The sequence below is a fragment of the Sphingopyxis sp. genome (assembly GCF_036675685.1).
In the GTDB taxonomy this organism is placed as follows: domain Bacteria; phylum Pseudomonadota; class Alphaproteobacteria; order Sphingomonadales; family Sphingomonadaceae; genus Sphingopyxis.
Genome location: NZ_JAKFEM010000031.1, coordinates 21876 through 37436 on the forward strand (window position 1 = coordinate 21876; position 15561 = coordinate 37436).

At 66.2% G+C, this 15561-nt stretch carries 14 protein-coding genes and 2 pseudogenes; 8 read left to right on the top strand and 8 right to left on the bottom strand.

What is annotated here, in order from left to right:
- Together V6M50_RS13855 and V6M50_RS13860 are read right to left on the bottom strand one after the other, a co-directional pair.
- Positions 1 to 1629: a ShlB/FhaC/HecB family hemolysin secretion/activation protein gene (locus V6M50_RS13855; protein ID WP_332819157.1), complete on the bottom strand. Its 1629-nt coding sequence runs from the start codon at positions 1627 to 1629 to the stop codon at positions 1 to 3.
- A gap of 20 nt (positions 1630 to 1649) precedes the next feature.
- Positions 1650 to 2603, bottom strand: a complete 954-nt coding sequence (locus V6M50_RS13860) for a hypothetical protein (RefSeq protein WP_332819158.1) — start codon at positions 2601 to 2603, stop codon at positions 1650 to 1652.
- A 419-nt stretch (positions 2604 to 3022) separates the two neighbouring features.
- Here V6M50_RS13860 and V6M50_RS13865 point away from each other — a divergent pair, with 419 nt between their 5' ends.
- Together V6M50_RS13865 and V6M50_RS13870 are read left to right on the top strand one after the other, a co-directional pair.
- Complete coding sequence (locus V6M50_RS13865) at positions 3023 to 5347, top strand: TonB-dependent receptor (protein ID WP_332819159.1); 2325 nt, start codon at positions 3023 to 3025, stop codon at positions 5345 to 5347.
- Between the two features lie 144 nt (positions 5348 to 5491).
- Entirely contained in the window at positions 5492 to 5764 is a 273-nt protein-coding gene (locus V6M50_RS13870) for a DUF3297 family protein (RefSeq protein WP_332819160.1), read from the top strand.
- A gap of 57 nt (positions 5765 to 5821) precedes the next feature.
- Here the strand turns inward: V6M50_RS13870 and V6M50_RS13875 are convergent, their stop codons facing one another.
- The 3 genes from V6M50_RS13875 to V6M50_RS13885 form a co-directional block, all read right to left on the bottom strand.
- On the bottom strand, positions 5822 to 6406 hold the full coding sequence (locus tag V6M50_RS13875) for a CHAP domain-containing protein (RefSeq protein ID WP_332819161.1): 585 nt from the start codon (positions 6404 to 6406) through the stop codon (positions 5822 to 5824).
- Positions 6407 to 6570: 164 nt separating this feature from the next.
- Positions 6571 to 8913, bottom strand: coding sequence for an EAL domain-containing protein (locus V6M50_RS13880; protein WP_443030516.1), 2343 nt, complete (start codon positions 8911 to 8913; stop codon positions 6571 to 6573).
- 121 nt (positions 8914 to 9034) lie between these two features.
- On the bottom strand, positions 9035 to 10786 hold the full coding sequence (locus V6M50_RS13885) for a fatty acyl-AMP ligase (RefSeq protein ID WP_332819163.1): 1752 nt from the start codon (positions 10784 to 10786) through the stop codon (positions 9035 to 9037).
- A gap of 180 nt (positions 10787 to 10966) precedes the next feature.
- Between V6M50_RS13885 and V6M50_RS13890 the strand changes: the two genes are divergently transcribed.
- The 4 genes and pseudogenes from V6M50_RS13890 to V6M50_RS13905 form a co-directional block, all read left to right on the top strand.
- Positions 10967 to 11539 (top strand): RecX family transcriptional regulator, encoded by a 573-nt coding sequence (locus tag V6M50_RS13890; RefSeq protein WP_332819164.1) that lies wholly within the window; start codon positions 10967 to 10969, stop codon positions 11537 to 11539.
- 39 nt (positions 11540 to 11578) lie between these two features.
- A complete protein-coding gene (locus V6M50_RS13895; protein ID WP_332819165.1) occupies positions 11579 to 12070 on the top strand; it encodes a DUF192 domain-containing protein in 492 nt (163 codons plus the stop codon).
- Between the two features lie 61 nt (positions 12071 to 12131).
- Complete coding sequence (locus V6M50_RS13900) at positions 12132 to 12518, top strand: NADH:ubiquinone oxidoreductase subunit NDUFA12 (RefSeq protein ID WP_332819166.1); 387 nt, start codon at positions 12132 to 12134, stop codon at positions 12516 to 12518.
- A gap of 242 nt (positions 12519 to 12760) precedes the next feature.
- Positions 12761 to 12931 (top strand): annotated as a pseudogene (locus V6M50_RS13905) (DUF2155 domain-containing protein); the annotation flags it as partial.
- A gap of 35 nt (positions 12932 to 12966) precedes the next feature.
- Here the strand turns inward: V6M50_RS13905 and aat are convergent.
- Positions 12967 to 13689, bottom strand: coding sequence for a leucyl/phenylalanyl-tRNA--protein transferase (gene aat / locus V6M50_RS13910; RefSeq protein ID WP_443030517.1), 723 nt, complete (start codon positions 13687 to 13689; stop codon positions 12967 to 12969).
- A gap of 62 nt (positions 13690 to 13751) precedes the next feature.
- The gene (locus tag V6M50_RS13915) at positions 13752 to 14573 is read right to left on the bottom strand and encodes a class I SAM-dependent methyltransferase (RefSeq protein ID WP_332819167.1); all 822 of its coding nucleotides are present in this window, start codon (positions 14571 to 14573) and stop codon (positions 13752 to 13754) included.
- A gap of 54 nt (positions 14574 to 14627) precedes the next feature.
- Here V6M50_RS13915 and V6M50_RS13920 point away from each other — a divergent pair, with 54 nt between their 5' ends.
- Both V6M50_RS13920 and V6M50_RS13925 read left to right on the top strand, forming a co-directional pair.
- Positions 14628 to 14816: a hypothetical protein gene (locus tag V6M50_RS13920; RefSeq protein WP_332819168.1), complete on the top strand. Its 189-nt coding sequence runs from the start codon at positions 14628 to 14630 to the stop codon at positions 14814 to 14816.
- A gap of 1 nt (position 14817) precedes the next feature.
- On the top strand, positions 14818 to 15378 hold the full coding sequence (locus V6M50_RS13925) for a demethoxyubiquinone hydroxylase family protein (RefSeq protein ID WP_332819169.1): 561 nt from the start codon (positions 14818 to 14820) through the stop codon (positions 15376 to 15378).
- 5 nt (positions 15379 to 15383) lie between these two features.
- On the opposite strand, the pseudogene V6M50_RS13930 reads toward V6M50_RS13925, so the two are convergent.
- Positions 15384 to 15561 (bottom strand): annotated as a pseudogene (locus tag V6M50_RS13930) (CpaF family protein); the annotation flags it as partial.

A 15561-nucleotide genomic window follows, 5' to 3' on the forward strand; every position in this document is an offset into this window, starting at 1 on the left:
TCAGGGCCGGATCGACAATTTCCAGCTGAGCGCGACGCGCCAGTCCTGGTCGAAGCCGGGCACCGGTTGTTTCCACGCATCGGCGAGCTCGAGGCCGATCGTTGCATTTTCGGCGTAGGAAAGACGGACGCCGCCGCCCCAGCTGCCGAGCCGGAAACCGGTGCGCGGGATCGCGGTGCGCGCGAGCAGCGTGACGTCGGCATAGTCGGCGAAGGTGTAGATCTCGCTCTTTGCGAGCTTGCCGCTGCGCAGCGGGCGCCACGCGAGCTCGCCGAAGGTCGCGATGCCGCGGTCGCCATTGACCAGCCCGTCGTCGAACGCGCGGCCGAAGCTGGCGCCGCCGACGCTGAACCGCTGCGCCGCGGGCAGGCGGTCGCGCGTCCAGCGCCCCGTCGCGGCGAGCCTGATTACCGCGAGCTTGCCGATCGCCTGGTTCGCCTCGATGCTGGCGTCGGCATAGAGGAAGCCGACTTCGCCGACCCCGGGGTCGACGCGCGCGCCTGCGAAATCGAGCCCCTTGGCGCCGCCGATGCGCGCGCCGAGCACGGTGCGGTTCTCGCTCAGCCGGAAGGCGAGGCCGCCGCTGGCGGTCCAGGTCTTTTCGGCGGCGATCGTCGAGCCGAACAGCGCATTCTTCGAATCGAGATGATCGAGCCGTGCCGAAAGGATGAGGTTACGCCGCGTCGCGCGGATCAGCGGATGGGTGATGCCGACGCCCGCGCTCCACGCCTCGCCGTCGATCGCGAGGCCTTTGGGCCGCGTGCGCAGCGCCGCCGCCGAAAGTTCGGCGCGGGTGCCGCCGGCGCCGACCGGGGTCGAGTGGCTCGCCGCCAGATAGAGCAAAGATTTGAAGTTCAGCGCCGCCGCGCCGGTGAGCCGCGTTTCGTCGCCACTGCGCAGCAGGCTGGTGCCGCGCGCATTCGCCTCGACGACCCCGTCATCGACGAACGGGCTGGTGCGCGTTGTGAAGCCGAGGCCGAGCGACGGCTTTTTGGCATCGAGCGCGAGGTCGAGCGCGACCGCGCCGGGTTCGCCGCCCAGCGACAGGGTGGGGGTGACGGTGACACCCGGGATGTCGCCGATATTGCCGAGCACCCGTTCGAAGCGCGCGCGCGGCAGCGGGCGCCGGCCCGGAAGGCCGCCAGCCATTTTCGCGATCAGCGGCGCGGGGCCGCTCTCGCTTTCGCCGCTCAGCGTGACCGAGGCGACATGGCCTTCGGCCGACGCGACGGTGACGATGCCGCCCGACAGGTCCTGTTCGGGGATGACGAGCGTGAAGAGCGCGACGCTCGACCGGCTGTAGGCGCGCGTCATCGCGGCGGCGAGCCTGGCGAGATTGTCCGCCGACGCGGGCCTGCCGACGAAACGCTGCGCGGCGCGCCCGACATTGGCGGGGACGCCGGCGCCGACGAAACGGATTTCGCGGATGGTGACATCGGGGCGGGCGCCGAGTTCGACCTTGCCGAGCGTGAGCTTCGGGACTTCGGGGTCGGGCAATGGATCGCGGCCATCGCGATCGGGAGCGAGCGGCGGGCGGCCATCGAGCGGCGTCGCCGCGGGCTGGGCAGCTTGCGCCGCGGCAGGGAGGAGCCATGCTCCCGCCACCGCCGCGACGCAGGCTTTGCGCACGCTGCGCATGCGCGGCGGGTTCAGTTGCCGCCCTCTGGCTTGAGCCCGCCGAGGACGCCGCCGACGATGCCGGTGACCCCCGAGACGACCCCGGTCACCGGGTTGCCCGTGTTGCCGCCGGGCGCGCCGCCGGTTACGCCGCCTGTTACCTGGCTGAGTGCGCCGGTGGTCGTGCTCACGACGTTGCTGACGAGCGCGACGGGGGTTCCGACGGGGCTGCCGCCGGGCGCGCCGCCGGTTACACCACCGAGCAAATTGCCGCCGGTGCCGGGTTGCAGGGCGACGAGCTGGCCGCCCGACCCAACCCCGACGGTCAGCAGGCTGCCGCTCTGCTGGCCGGGCGACAAGATGCTCGCGCCGATCAGCGGCGAGGCCCCCGCGCTGCCGAGCGCGGTCGCCTTGCCGATCGTCGCCGTGACCAGCTGGCCGGGCGCGGCGGTCAGGCCATCGACGAGATATTGCTGGCCATTGCCGGTCTGCACGAGCGCGACCCCGGTGCTTTTGACGACGCCGATGACGGTGCCGACCAGATTGGCGTCGCCGGGGAGCTTGCTGTCGATCGCATTGGCGAGCAGCAGGCCCTTGTCGGCAACGACATTGACGAGGCTGCCCGATTTGACGAGCACGCCGCCGATGACCGGATTGACGCTACCGGGATCGCCGGTGTTCGCGAGCAGCCCGGTGCCGGCGACGCCGCCGGGACCGACGAGCCCGCCGACCGCGAGCGCACCGGTGCTGCCGAGGCCAAGCCCGCCGCCGGCGGCACCTGTGGGACCGGCAGGACCGGCGGGGCCAGCCGGGCCGGTGGCGCCGGTCGCGCCGGCGGGGCCAGCCGGACCGGCGGCGCCGGTCGCGCCGCCGGAGCCGACGCTGCCGACGCGGTAGCTGCCCGACGATTCGCAGGCCGCGAGCGCGAGGCACGCGGGGATGACAATGAGATGGGCTGGGCGGAATTCGAGACGAGAGAAAAACATGATACATCCCCTTCGTACATAACCTGGTCCCTAGGCCTGATATTCCTACGAGGATGAAAAGGTTCCCGTCGTTACTCTGGTTAACTTCAATTAACTAGAGAAAGTAACTTATAGCTTATGCATTTTTCTCGAATTTTCTGGATTTATAGCTGAAAAATTTACTATAATTTATCTCAATATCTTGTGCAGGAATATCCTGATATTCTGGAACATGTGTCGATACGGGCCGGTTTACGGCGCTTCCGGTCGCGACTGGCGGCCCGGGTGAAGCGGCCCTCTGCTGCGCCGATATACTGCCGCCGATCTTTCTTCTTTCCGTCATCGCCGTGTCATGCTTTCGCCGCCGCATAGCAATATCGCCCCCGTACAGCCCCGCGGACCCCGGCGTCATTTTGCCGCCGGGAAAAGGGGATTCAGTAATGACCTATCGTTTCAGGAACCGCCTGCGGGCCGGGGCCGCCTTGGTCGCCGCGCTGGCTGCGACGCCCGCTTTTGCCGACGAAGCCGCCGTCGATGCGGCCGATGGCGCCGATGTCGAAGAGATCGTCGTGCTGGGCCAGGGGCAGGCGCGCCAGGTGCAGGAGCTGGGCGCCGCCGACATCGCGCTCGAAGTGTCGGGGATCAGCCCGCTCAAAGCCATCGACAAGCTGCCGGGGGTCAATTTCCAGGCTGCCGACCCGTTCGGCACCTATGAATGGTCGTCGCGCATCTCGATCCGCGGTTTTTCGCAGCAGCAGCTCGGTTTCACGCTCGACGGCGTGCCGCTTGGCGACATGAGCTATGGCAACCATAATGGCCTGCACATCAGCCGCGCGATCATCAGCGAAAATGTCGGTCGGGTCGAAGTCGCGCAGGGCGCGGGTTCGCTTGGCGCGGCATCGACGAGCAACCTCGGCGGCACGATCGAATTCTTCTCGCGCGAACCGGCCGAGGCGTTCGGGGTCGAGGCGTCGGTCACCTATGGCAGCGAGGAGACCAAGCGCGCCTTCGTGCGGCTCGACAGCGGCGAGATCGCACCCGGCGGGCCGCGCCTTTCGCTCAGCTATGCCTGGCAGGATGCCGACAAGTGGAAGGGCGAGGGCGTCCAGCGCCAGCACCAGGTCAATGCGCGCATCGTCCAGCCGGTCGGCGATGGCCAGTTCTTCGGCTTCGTCAATTATTCGGACCGCCGCGAGAATGACTATCAGGACCTGAGCGCCGAAATGATCGGCCGCCTCGGCTATCGGTGGGACAATTTCGCCAAGGACTGGGACCTCGCGGTCCGCGTCGCCAAAATCTATCAGAACCAGGTCGCGCGCGCGGCGTACAATAGTGGTGTCGCCAACGGTAGCCTGCCGTTGGGCGCCGTCTTCACGGCGCCCTATGCCGGGGTCGGCGAAAGCTTCCCGGCGCCGATCGCGACCGTCGACGATGCTTATTATGACGCATCGGGGCTGCGCAAGGACTGGCTGGCGGGCGCCGGGGTCGAGGCCCCGCTGAACGAATATTGGACGATGAAGGCGATGGGCTATTACCATGGCAACCAGGGCCGCGGGCTGTGGTTCACGCCTTATGTCACCACTCCCGGCGGCGCGCCGATGACGATCCGCACCACCGAATATGACGTGGAACGCTATGGCATCGTCGCCTCCAGCCTGTTCACGCTCGGCGCCAACCGCTTCGAAATCGGCATGTGGTACGAGGATAACGACTTCAACCAGGCGCGCCGTTTCTATGGCCTCGCCGACACCGCGGGTGCGCCGAGCCGCGGCAGCCTGAAATTCCCGACAGATCCGCTGGCGACCCAGTGGGAGTTCGATTTCAACACCCAGACGCTGCAATATCATGTGCAGGACACGCTCGACCTCGGGCAATTGCAGATCAATGCGGGGTGGAAGGGGCTGCGCGTCACCAACCTCGCGACGCCGATCGTGCGCGGCGGGCTCGCGGCGGGGCGCACCGAAGCAAAGGACTGGTTCCTGCCGCAGGCCGGGCTGCTCTATCGCCTGAACGACGATAATGAGGTCTTTGCGAGCTATACCCAGAATATGCGCGCGTTCGAATCGTCGGCGACCGGCGGCCCCTTCGCGACGACGCAGGCGGGTTTCAACGCACTCGACCTGAAACCCGAAACATCGACGACCTACGAACTGGGTTTCCGGACCAAATCCTCGCGCTTCCAGGGAGTGATCGCGGGCTATTATGTCGACTTCAAGGATCGCATCATCGCCTTTGCCAACGGATCGGGCATCCAGGGCAATCCCGCGATCCTGCAGAATGTCGGCGACGTCCGCTCGTGGGGCGTCGAGGCGGCGGGCACCTTCCGCGTCACCCCTGAACTCTCGCTCTTCGCCTCCTATGCCTATAACGACTCCGAATATCAGGACGATGTCGTGAATGCCGCGGGGGCGGTCGTCGCGGCGACCGCGGGCAAGACGGTGGTCAATTCGCCCCGCCACCTCGCCAAGGGCGAGATCACCTGGGACAATGGCGATTTCTTCGCGCGGGTTGGTGCCAACTACACGTCGAAGCGCTATTATTCGTACGAGAATGACGCCGAGGTCGGCGGGTTCGTGATCGTCGATGCCAGCATCGGTTACCGGCTGAACGACCGCATCTCGATCCAGGCCAATGCGACGAACCTGTTCGACAAGGAATATGTGTCGACGATCGGGACCAATGGTTTTGCGAACCGTGGCGACGCGCAGACCTTGCTGGCGGGTGCGCCGCAGCAGTTTTTCGTGACGCTGAAGGCCGGTTTTTAGACTGTTTTCCACTGACGTGGAAACGGTACCGGCCCACTCCCCCCCTGTTTCAGTACAACTGAAACAGAGTCTAAACGCCTTTCCATTGACGATGATGGCGCGGTCCCGCTAGGGCCGCGCCATCATTTTTTGGGAAAATAGTTCATGACCGATACGCCCCCCGACCGCATGTCGACCAATCCGCGCTCGCCCCATTTCGATATGGAGGTGCTGCAGCGCGGCATCGGAATCCGCTTCAAGGGCAAGGAGCGCACCGACGTCGAGGAATATTCGATTTCCGAAGGCTGGATCCGCGTCGCCGCGGGCAAGTCGAAGGACCGGTTCGGGCAGGCGATGACGATCAAGCTGTCGGGCGAGGTCGAAGCCTGGTTCGAGGATGCGGCCGAGGGTGAAGGCGACGAAGCCGGCGAGGCCTGACCCCTTGGTCTCCCCTCCCGCTTGCGGGAGGGAGGGTGCGCGATTTAACGTCGGGTCTCAGTTGCCGAGCGAGGCGACGACGATTTCGAGGCCGTTGCCGGGTTTCCAGTTGCTGCTGGCCCAGCGGGGCTCGTCGAACGCCTTGCGTTCGGGCGCGGCGTCGTTGTCGCCGCCCGCGTAGATGAAACCCTGCACCGGGTTGGCGCGCAGGCCAAGGTCGCCGATCGGCGCGTACCAGACGCGGACCATGCTCCAGTCGCCGTCGGCGCTGACGTCGACGACGCGGACGTTGCGCTCGATCTGGCCGCGGCGGCCGTTGATCGGCGACCAGTTGGCATGGTCGATCAGGATTTCGCGGTCGCTGACGATCTTCTTGACCACCGCGACATGGCCCAGCGGCATGCCGCGCGTGCCGGCAAATGCCATCACGGCGCCCTTGCGGGGTTCTTCGCCGCGTTCGTAGGTGCCGGCGGCCTGCGACCACCAGGTCTTGGCATTGCCGCGGATTGCGACGCCCGATTCGTCGCGGGCAAAGGGGACGCACTGGAGATAGCCGCGTGCGGCCGCGGGGGCGCTGGCGAGCATGCCGGTGAGCAGCATCACAGACGCGATGGCGGCTGCCAGATAACGACGATGGAGCATGAAATGCGACCCCCATTTGCTTGTCTTCAAGCGTTGGAGGGGCTTTGCCACGCCTGCCGCGAACCACCACCCGTCTAGCGACGAGTCGCGCCATCGATGCGGTGGACGGCGGAACCTTTTGTTAAGGTGATCAATTCGTCGCGCGAGGGTTTCGGATTATCGCCTCAGGCTGCCGCGGTCGCCAGGTCTTCGGGCGGGCGGAACAGCGTGAGCACGTCGCTCGCGGGCATCGGCCGGCCGTAATAATAGCCCTGGATATTGCTGCATCCCATCGCGCGGATGGTTTCGACCTCGAGCTCGGTTTCGGCGCCCTCGGCGGTCGTCGACATGCCGAGGCTGTCGGCGAGTGCGACCACCGCGCGGATGATCGCGATCGATTCGATGCTGCCCTTCGCCGCGCCGACGACGAAGCTGCGGTCGACCTTGATCGTCGAAAATTGGGTCTTGCGCAGATAGCCGAGCGACGAATAGCCGGTGCCGAAATCGTCGAGCGACAGGCGAATGCCGAGTCCGATCAGCTGGTCGAGCAGCTGGGCCGCGCCGCCGCCGTCGCGCAGGAAGACGCTTTCGGTGACCTCGATCTCGAGCCTTTGCGGCGGCAGCCCGCTCTGCGCGAGCGCCGAGACGACGACCGAAGCGAAAGCGGGGTCGGTGAGCTGGTCGGCGGAGACGTTGATCGCGACCTTCAGGTTCGACGGCCAGCGCATCGCTTCGTGACACGCGGTGCGCAGCACCCATTCACCGATCGGCGAGATCAGGCGCGCATCCTCGGCCAGCGGGATGAAGCGGCCCGGGGATACATTGCCGAGCTTCTGGTTCTTCCAACGGATCAGGGCTTCGAAACCGTTCAATGTGCCGTCGACGGCGGTCACGACCGGCTGGTAATAAAGTTCGAATTCGCGGCGTTCGAGCGCGCCGCGCAATTCCTGCTCCATCACGCGCCGCTCCTCGGCCTGCGCGTGCAGCGAAGCGACATAGGCGGCGACGACATTGCCGCCCTTGTCCTTGGACTTGTAGAGCGCAAGGTCGGCGTTGCGGGTCAGCGTTTCGACCGTCGCGCCGTCCTGCGGCCCGATCGCAAAGCCGATGCTGGCGCCGACGAACAGCTGGTGATTGTCGACCACATAAGGGCGGCTGATCGTGGTGATGAGGCGCTGTGCGAGGCCTTCGGCGGCGTCCGCCGACGGGACATTGTGCAGCACGACGGCAAATTCATCGCCGCCGAGACGGCCGCACGTCATCCCGCGCTCCATCAGGCCCTTGAGCCGCGCGGCGACCTGCGCGAGCAGCTTGTCGCCGACCGGGTGGCCGAGCGTATCGTTGACCGCCTTGAACCGGTCGAGGTCGATGATCAGCAGCGCGCAGCGCGTTTTGGCGTCGAGCGCATGCGCCATCGCGCGCGCGAGATCTTCGTTCAGGCTGAGGCGATTGGGCAGGCCGGTGAGATTGTCGAACCGCGCCATTTTCGCGATCTGTTCGGCGGTCGCGCGCTGTTCGGTGACGTCCGAACCGACCCCGCGAAAACCGAGAAACTTGCCCGCTTCGTCGAGGCGCGGCGAGGCCGAGAGTTCCCACCAGCGCGGCGCGCCGTCGATTGTCACCGGAACGATCAGGTTCGAAAAGCTTTCGCGCCGCTTCATTCGTTCGGCCATCTCGTGCAGGCTCTTGGGGAACAGGCCGGTTTCCCAGGCATCGCCCGAAAGCGCTTGCAGCAGCGGCACACCCTCCAGCGCCTCGGCGGTGGCGCCGAGCGCATAGGCGAGGCGCGGCGAGACATGAACAAGCCGGCGGCTGTTGTCGGTCTGCCATAGCCAGTCGGCGGAGGTTTCCTCGAATTCGCGCAGCAACAGGCTGACGGTCTCGGTCTTTTCGTGAAGCACCTCTTCGGCGCGGCGAAAGCGGATATGGTTCTGCGCAAAGCGAACACAGAAAGTACAGAGTAGCAACCCCGCGACCAGCGCGACCCCGGCGAGATGCGGGGCGCCGGCGCGTACCAGCGCCGCCGCCGCCGACAGGCTGACCGGCCCGATGAACAGCGCGCACGCCATCGGCACGCTGTGCGCGACGATCGAAAGCGTCACCATCATCAACACCGCGATCGTCCACATCGACAGGACATGGTCGAGCGTGGGGGTCAGCCCCTGGAGCCAGAAGGGCGATCCCCAGAGCACCGCCGAATAAAGCGCATGGCGGCTGCACATCCGATATTCGGCGATTCCCGGAAGCTTGGGGTCGCCAAGCCGCATATTGCGAAATTTGCTGTACGACCACAGGCAGAATATCAGGCCGGCGAGAAGCCAGCCGCCGGTGATCGGCAGCGGAATGCTGACCACCATGGTGAAAGCGGCGACCAGCGCCATGCCCATGCCCATCCACAGGCGTATGGATCCCTTGCCGCGAAGCGGCGCGAGCTGGAGCTGGCGGAGGTTGCCAATATCCTCATTGCGCGGGCCCAGCCCCAACAGGGTCCGCGCAGGAATCTCTTCGGCAGCAAGTGGGTCGGTCAACAGGCTTTTCACCCGGCCTGTTTAGCGTGGCCGGGTTACCCGAAGGTAACTATCGGCGCGCAACCAAACGCCTTTTTTGTCCTGCAACGGGACAAAATGATCCCTTGGCTCAGGGGCTTGGCTATGCGGCGATCGCGAAGGGCTGAATTTCGCCGGCCAGATATTGCGCGCGCGCCTTCGACCGGCTGAGCTTGCCCGAACTGGTGCGCGGTAGCGTGCGCGGCGGAATCAGTTCGATCAGGCAATTCATGCCGGTGATCGCGCGGACGCGGTCGCGGATCGTCTCGCGCAGCGCGATGCGTTCGGCGTCGTCGCTGGTGCGGCACTGGACGAGCACCGCGGGGGTTTCCTCGCCGCCCGGCGCGGTGATCGCAAAAGCCGCGATATCGCCCGATTTGAAGCCCGGCAGCTGCTCGACCGCCCATTCGATATCCTGCGGCCAGTGATTCTTGCCGTTGATGATGATCATGTCCTTGGCGCGCCCGACGATATAGATGTAACCGTCTGACAAATAACCCATATCGCCGGTGTCGAGCCAGCCGTCGACGAGGCAGGCGGCGGTCGATTCGGGGTCGCGATAATAGCCGGTCATTAGCGACGGGCCGGTGCACCACACTTTGCCGACGGTCTGGTCGGGCAGCGCCTGGCCATTTTCGTCGCGGACCTCGATCACCATGTCGCGCGCGGCACGGCCGCAGTTGACGATCGCCCGGTAGCGGGTCGGGCGGCCCGAATCATTGGCGGCGCCCGACAGTTCAGTTTCCTCGACCAGCTCGACGACGATGCCTTCGCCCGGCGGCATGATGCTGACCGCGAGCGTCGCTTCGGCGAGGCCATAGCTCGGCAGGAAGGCGCTCGCCTTGAAACCCGCATCGGCAAAGGCATCGACGAAGCTTTGCATCACGTCGGGGCGGATCATGTCGGCGCCGTTGCCCGCGACGCGCCAGCGCGACAGGTCGAAGCGGTCGGCGACATGCGTCTGGCTCGACACGCGGCGCGCGCAGATGTCGTAGCCGAAGGTCGGCGAATAGCTGAGCGTCGTGCCCTCGTTGCGGCTGATCAGGTCGAGCCAGGCGAGCGGTCGGCGGGCGAAATCCTCAGTCTTGAGATAATCGACCGAGACCTGGTTGGCGACCGGCGAGAGCAGGCAGCCGACGAGCCCCATGTCGTGATACCAGGGCAGCCATGAAATACAGCGGTCGCTGTCGCGCACTTCCATGCCGTGCGAATGCGCGGCGAGATTGTTGAGCAGCGCGGCGTGGGTGACCGCGACACCGTGCGGGAAACGCGTCGAGCCGCTGCTGTACTGGAGGTAGCAGGTCTCATTCGACTGCTGCTCGGGAAGCGCGGCGACCGGCGCCGCGCCCTTTGCGAATTCGGCCCAGTCGACGGGCTTCACGCCGCGCGATTCGGCGGCCTCGACCGCCATCGCGGCGATTTCGGGCGGGAAGAAGAGCATCGTGGGATCGCAGCTGGTGAGCTGGACGACCAGCTGGCCGACATAGCTGTCGCGCCCGCCGAAGCTTGTCGGCAGCGGTAGCGGCACCGGCCAGGCGCCGGCGTAGATGGTGCCGAAGAACAGCGCGGCGAATTCGGCGCCGGTTTCGGCGATGAGCGCGATGCGGTCGCCGGGCTTCACCCCCGCGGCGATCAGCCGGTAGGCGGTCAGGACGGCATCATCCTTGAGCTCGCGATACGGATAGGGCCGCACCAGCCGCCCGCGCGGATCGTGGAAGTTGAGCCCGCGCGTGCCGTTTGCGGCATAATCGAGCGCTTCGCCGACGGTCGCGAAGTCGGAAAAACGGCGCGGCTGGGCGCAAAAAGTCGGGGTCGGCTGAAGCTCGTCAGCCTGAAGGGCAATATTTTCTGTCATAGAAGGTGCAAGGTCCCGCGAAACGGGCCGCGCGGCAACAAGCATGTCATCTTTCTGTGTCATGGTGCCCTGCGCGATCCCTAGCAGTTGGAACAAAATCGCCCGATTCCGGGCTCTATGGCCCGATATGGCGGCGCTGATCGTTCTCAATCAGGCCCGACTGTGGCATAAACATGGCACATGCCCAAGCATCGCGCACCATCCGACCGTTCAAAAAGGCCTCTCGGCGCGGCGCGGCTTGACGAACTGGCGCTCGCTTATGTCGCGCGATTCGCGACGAGTCGCGCCAAGCTGACGCGCTATCTGTCTAGAAAAATTCGCGAATCGGACTGGACTGACGAGGTCGACGCGATGACAGCCTGCGAGTCGGTTGCCGATCGGATGGAGCGGCTACAGTTTCTCGACGATCGCCAATATGCCGCGATGCGTGGCGCGGCGATGACGCGGCGCGGGCTGGGGGTGCGGCGGGTGAAGGCGCAGCTCTATGTCGACGGCATCGCGCCGGCGGACAGCGGCGACGCGATCGAGACGGCCGAGGGCGCCGCGGTCGCGGCGGCGATCGGATTCGCACGGCGGCGGCGGTTCGGCCCGTTCGCGGTGCACGCCATCGATGATCCGAAGCAACGCGAGCGGCAGGTTGCTGCCTTTTTACGCGCGGGACACAGTCTGGTATTGGCGCGCCATATCCTCGCGGTCCCGCCCGGGGACGAAGCAGCACTGGCGGTGCTGGACGACGAAGCGGGGCTCGATTAGGGCACGACAAACCCCAATCGGGATAAGGAATATCTGCCGATGCGCGCCATTTTGACCGCCCTTGCCCTGTCGATCGCGCTGCCGATGGCCGCGTGCAGCGTAGACCCGAACGCGCCGAGCGAAAGCGCTGATCCGGGCGCGCAGAGCGAAAGCGCCGCGACGATCCCGCTGACGATCGCGGCGGCGGGCAAGACGCACCGGTTCAACGTCGAGGTCGCGCGCACCGATGCGGAGCAGGATCGCGGGCTGATGTTCCGCACCAGCCTGCCCGGGGACGGTGGGATGATCTTTCCGTTCAAGAAGCCGCGAATCGGTAGCTTCTGGATGAAGAACACGCTGATTCCGCTCGATATGATCTTCATCCGCGCCGACGGCAGCATCGATCGCATCGCCGAGAATACCATTCCCGAATCGCTCGAGCCGGTGGTCAGCGGCGGCGAAGTGTCTGCGGTGCTGGAGCTGGCGGGCGGCACGGCGGCGCGGCTGGGCCTCGACGAGGACGCGAAGGTGACGTGGAAAGATAAGAAATAGCGGTGCGCCGCGCGGTTTGCGGCTTGCGGACCGCGCTGCCTTGCCTGTAAACGCCTCGGCCATGAGCATCTTGGGCAAGATTTTCACCTGGTGGGACGGCGCGACCGTCGGCACGCTGTTGAACAGCTGGAGCACGGGCGAGAAGGTCGGCGAGGACAGCCTCGGCAACCGTTATTTCCGCGCGAAAAAGGGCCCTCGCCGCTGGGTGCTCTATAAGGGATCGAACGACGCGAGCCGCGTGCCGCCCGAATGGCACGGCTGGCTGCACAGCACCTTCGACGAGCTTCCGACCGACATGCTGCCCGCGCCGCGTACGTGGGAGAAGGAAGCGACCGCGAACCTGACCGGCAGCACCGGCGCCTATCGCCCCGCCGGCGCGCTCGAGCGTGGCGGCCACCGCGCTGCCGCGACCGGCGACTATGAGGCCTGGCGGCCCGGCGCCGAGTGAGCGCCGCCATGTCGAGGCTGACCGCGACGCTGGGATTGGCGGCTCTCGCCGCCGTGTCGCTTGGCGCCTGCGACCGGACGCCGACGACCACGACCGGCGGCAGCGACAAGGCGCCGCAGATCGCCAAATCCGAGCGCGTGCCGCAGGAAGTCGGGGGCATCGAGGGCGCGACCCCGATGGCCGAGCGCGTCGCCGTCGTCGGCCTGCTCAACAAACGCAACGGGCTGGTTCGCGACCTCGAGATGAAGCCCGGCGAATCGGCGCGCGTCGGCCGCGCGATCGTCCGGCTGCGCGCGTGCGAGGCGACCGCGCCGTGGGAAGATCCGCCCGAAACAGGGGCGTTCGTCCAGCTGACCGTGCAGGATCAGCGCGACGACAAATGGTATCGTGTCTTTTCGGGCTGGATTTTCCGCGAGCGGCCCGACCGCAACGTCATCCAGCACCCGATCTATGACGTGTTCGTCAAAAGCTGTGCGATGACATATCCGGGCGGCGAGCCCGTCGCGCGCTCGGCGCCGAAATCGGGCGCCGCTGCGGCGCCCAAGGCATCGAGCGCCCCCCAGTCGCCCGCGACGAACGGCGGCGAGGGCACGGCGGCGCCCGTAGCGCCACCGGTCGTTCCGGCCCCGGCGCCCAAGGCCGCACCTTCGCCGCCCGCCAACACCGAATAGAGCCGCGCGAGATAGTCGGCCTGGCGGATTTCGATCGCGCCGAGGCTGGCGAGGTGCGGGGTGATGAACTGGCAATCGAGCAATTTCCACCCCCCCGCGCGGAGCCGCGCGACGAGATGCGCGAGCGCGACCTTCGATGCGTCGCGCGCGCGGCTGACCATCGATTCGCCGAAAAAGGCGCGGCCGAGGGATACGCCATAGAGCCCGCCGGCCAGCTCGCCGTCGAGCCAGCATTCAACGCTGTGGGCATGGCCGATCTGGAACAGCCGGTCGTAGCTCGCCCGGATCACCGGATTGATCCACGTCGTCGGCCGGTCGTCGGCGGCCTCGGCGCAGAGTGCGACCATGTCGGCGAAGGCGGTGTCGGTGGTGACGCGGAAGCGGTCCGAGACGATCACCTTTTTCAGGCTGTGCGACAGGTGGAAGCCATCCAGCGGCAGGATCGCCCGCAGCCGCGGTTCGACCCAATGGACCGACGGGGCGTCCGCCCCGTCGGCCATCGGGAAAATACCCTGCGCATAGGCGCTGAGCAGCAGCGCCGGATCGATGGATTCAAAGTGTTTCAGCTCGCGGGCTTCACGAATTTCAGCGTCATGCGATCCGATTCGCCGATCGCGACATATTTGGCGCGGTCCGTCTCGCCCTCGGTCAGGTTCGGGGGCAGCGTCCACACGCCTTTGGGATAATCCTTGGTGTCCTTGGGATTGGCGTTGATCTCGCTCTCACCCGCCAGCTTGAAGCCCGCGGCTTCGGCGAAGGCGACGATCGAGCTTTTCTTCATATAGCCCGACTTTTCTTCCTTCGCGCTGTCGTCGCTTTCATTGAGCCGGTGCTCGACGACGCCGAGCGTGCCGCCGGGTTTGAGCATCGCGAAAATTTGCTTGAACGCGTTCGCGGTGTTGTCGCTACCGTCGAAGCGCCAGTTGTGGACGTTGCGAAAGGTCAGCACGACATCGGCGCTGCCGTCGGGGACCTTGGGGTTGGTGCCCGCATTGGGGAATTCGGCGAGCTTCATCGCACCATAGACGTCGGCGCTCTCCGCCTGCTTCGCCCTGACGCGGTTCAGTCCCTTCTCCCACGGCGCCGCGACATAATAGGTGCCGCCGCCAACCTTCGCGAACGGAGCGAGAATCTCGGTATACCAGCCGCCGCCGGGCCACAGCTCGACCACCGTATCGCCGGGCTTCACGCCGAAGAAGGCGAGCGTTTCGGCGGGGTGACGATATTTGTCGCGTGGCGTGTTCGTTGCCGTGCGGGTGGGCGCGGCGACGGCAGCGGCGATCGCATCGTGAGCCTTGTGGTTAGCGTGCGCGTCATGCTGCATCGCGGCAGCGGGGACGGCGATCAGGGCGGCTGCACTTGCAACCAGTAACAGGGAACGCATATGGGGCACCTCTCTCCAGGGGAAGGCCCCCTGTTTGCGAAGGGATGCGCGGTAATGCAAGTGTCCATGCTGTCGGTTGGTATCGGCGCCGCGGCGCTGTTCGGCATTGCCGAGATTGCCGACTGGCGCCGCCGCAACCGGCGCGACGTCGACAATGTCGGATTCATGCCGTGGCGCGGGATCGCGCTGGGGTCGGCGGTCGTGGCGCTGTTCGCGACGGCGTTCTGGCTGCATCAGGGATAATATGGACGCCGCGCCCGGCATGACGCTGACCGCGAGGCTGAAGTCGGGCGAAACGCTCGGCGACCGGGTGATGAAGGTCGACCATGCGGGCGAGCATGGTGCCGTCTGCATCTATCGCGCCCAGCGTTGGTTTGCGCGCTGGCGCGCTCCTGACATGGTGGGCGAACTCGATGGCTTCTTGGCGCACGAGCGCGGCCACCGCGCGCTTTTCGCGGCAGAGTTGCGGCGCCGCGGTCGGGGCCGCTGCCGTAGTTATTTCTGGTGCGGGATCGGCGGGCTGCTGCTCGGCGCGGTCACCGGGATCGCGGGGCGCAGCGCGATCGCCGCGACGACGGTCGCGATCGAGCGTGTCGTGCTGCGCCATATGCACGAACAGATCGCGGCTTTGCAGGGTGTCGACGAGCCGGCGGTGCGAACGCTGACGATCATCATCGCCGAGGAGCAGGAGCATCACGACCTGTCGGCGGCGCGTTTGCCGCCGGCGGGTTTCTGGCAGCGGCTGATCGATCCCGTCGTGTCGGTGTCGACCGAAGCGGTAATCTGGATGGGAATGCGGCTCTAGCGACTTTACAGGCACGCCTCGAGATAGGGCTGGTCGAAGCCATATTGGCGCGCTTTTTCAAGCGTATAGGGGCGCAGGCCCATCGCGCGATATTCGCCGACGATCTTGCCGTCCTTGTCCTCGTCGAGATATTCGAACTTGAAGAGTTCCTGGGTGACGATGACGTCGCCTTCCATGCCGATC

Excerpts from the sequence above, each read along its gene's own strand:
- V6M50_RS13925 (WP_332819169.1), top strand. The coding sequence starts at position 14,818 with ATGGACGCCGCGCCCGGCATGACGCTGACCGCGAGGCTGAAGTCGGGC.
- V6M50_RS13900 (WP_332819166.1), top strand. The coding sequence starts at position 12,132 with ATGAGCATCTTGGGCAAGATTTTCACCTGGTGGGACGGCGCGACCGTC.
- V6M50_RS13915 (WP_332819167.1), bottom strand. The coding sequence starts at position 14,573 with ATGCGTTCCCTGTTACTGGTTGCAAGTGCAGCCGCCCTGATCGCCGTC.
- aat (WP_443030517.1), bottom strand. The coding sequence starts at position 13,689 with ATGGCCGACGGGGCGGACGCCCCGTCGGTCCATTGGGTCGAACCGCGG.
- V6M50_RS13865 (WP_332819159.1), top strand. The coding sequence starts at position 3,023 with ATGACCTATCGTTTCAGGAACCGCCTGCGGGCCGGGGCCGCCTTGGTC.
- V6M50_RS13890 (WP_332819164.1), top strand. The coding sequence starts at position 10,967 with ATGCCCAAGCATCGCGCACCATCCGACCGTTCAAAAAGGCCTCTCGGC.
- V6M50_RS13875 (WP_332819161.1), bottom strand. The coding sequence starts at position 6,406 with ATGCTCCATCGTCGTTATCTGGCAGCCGCCATCGCGTCTGTGATGCTG.
- V6M50_RS13885 (WP_332819163.1), bottom strand. The coding sequence starts at position 10,786 with ATGACAGAAAATATTGCCCTTCAGGCTGACGAGCTTCAGCCGACCCCG.
- V6M50_RS13895 (WP_332819165.1), top strand. The coding sequence starts at position 11,579 with ATGCGCGCCATTTTGACCGCCCTTGCCCTGTCGATCGCGCTGCCGATG.
- V6M50_RS13920 (WP_332819168.1), top strand. The coding sequence starts at position 14,628 with ATGCAAGTGTCCATGCTGTCGGTTGGTATCGGCGCCGCGGCGCTGTTC.
- V6M50_RS13870 (WP_332819160.1), top strand. The coding sequence starts at position 5,492 with ATGACCGATACGCCCCCCGACCGCATGTCGACCAATCCGCGCTCGCCC.
- V6M50_RS13860 (WP_332819158.1), bottom strand. The coding sequence starts at position 2,603 with ATGTTTTTCTCTCGTCTCGAATTCCGCCCAGCCCATCTCATTGTCATC.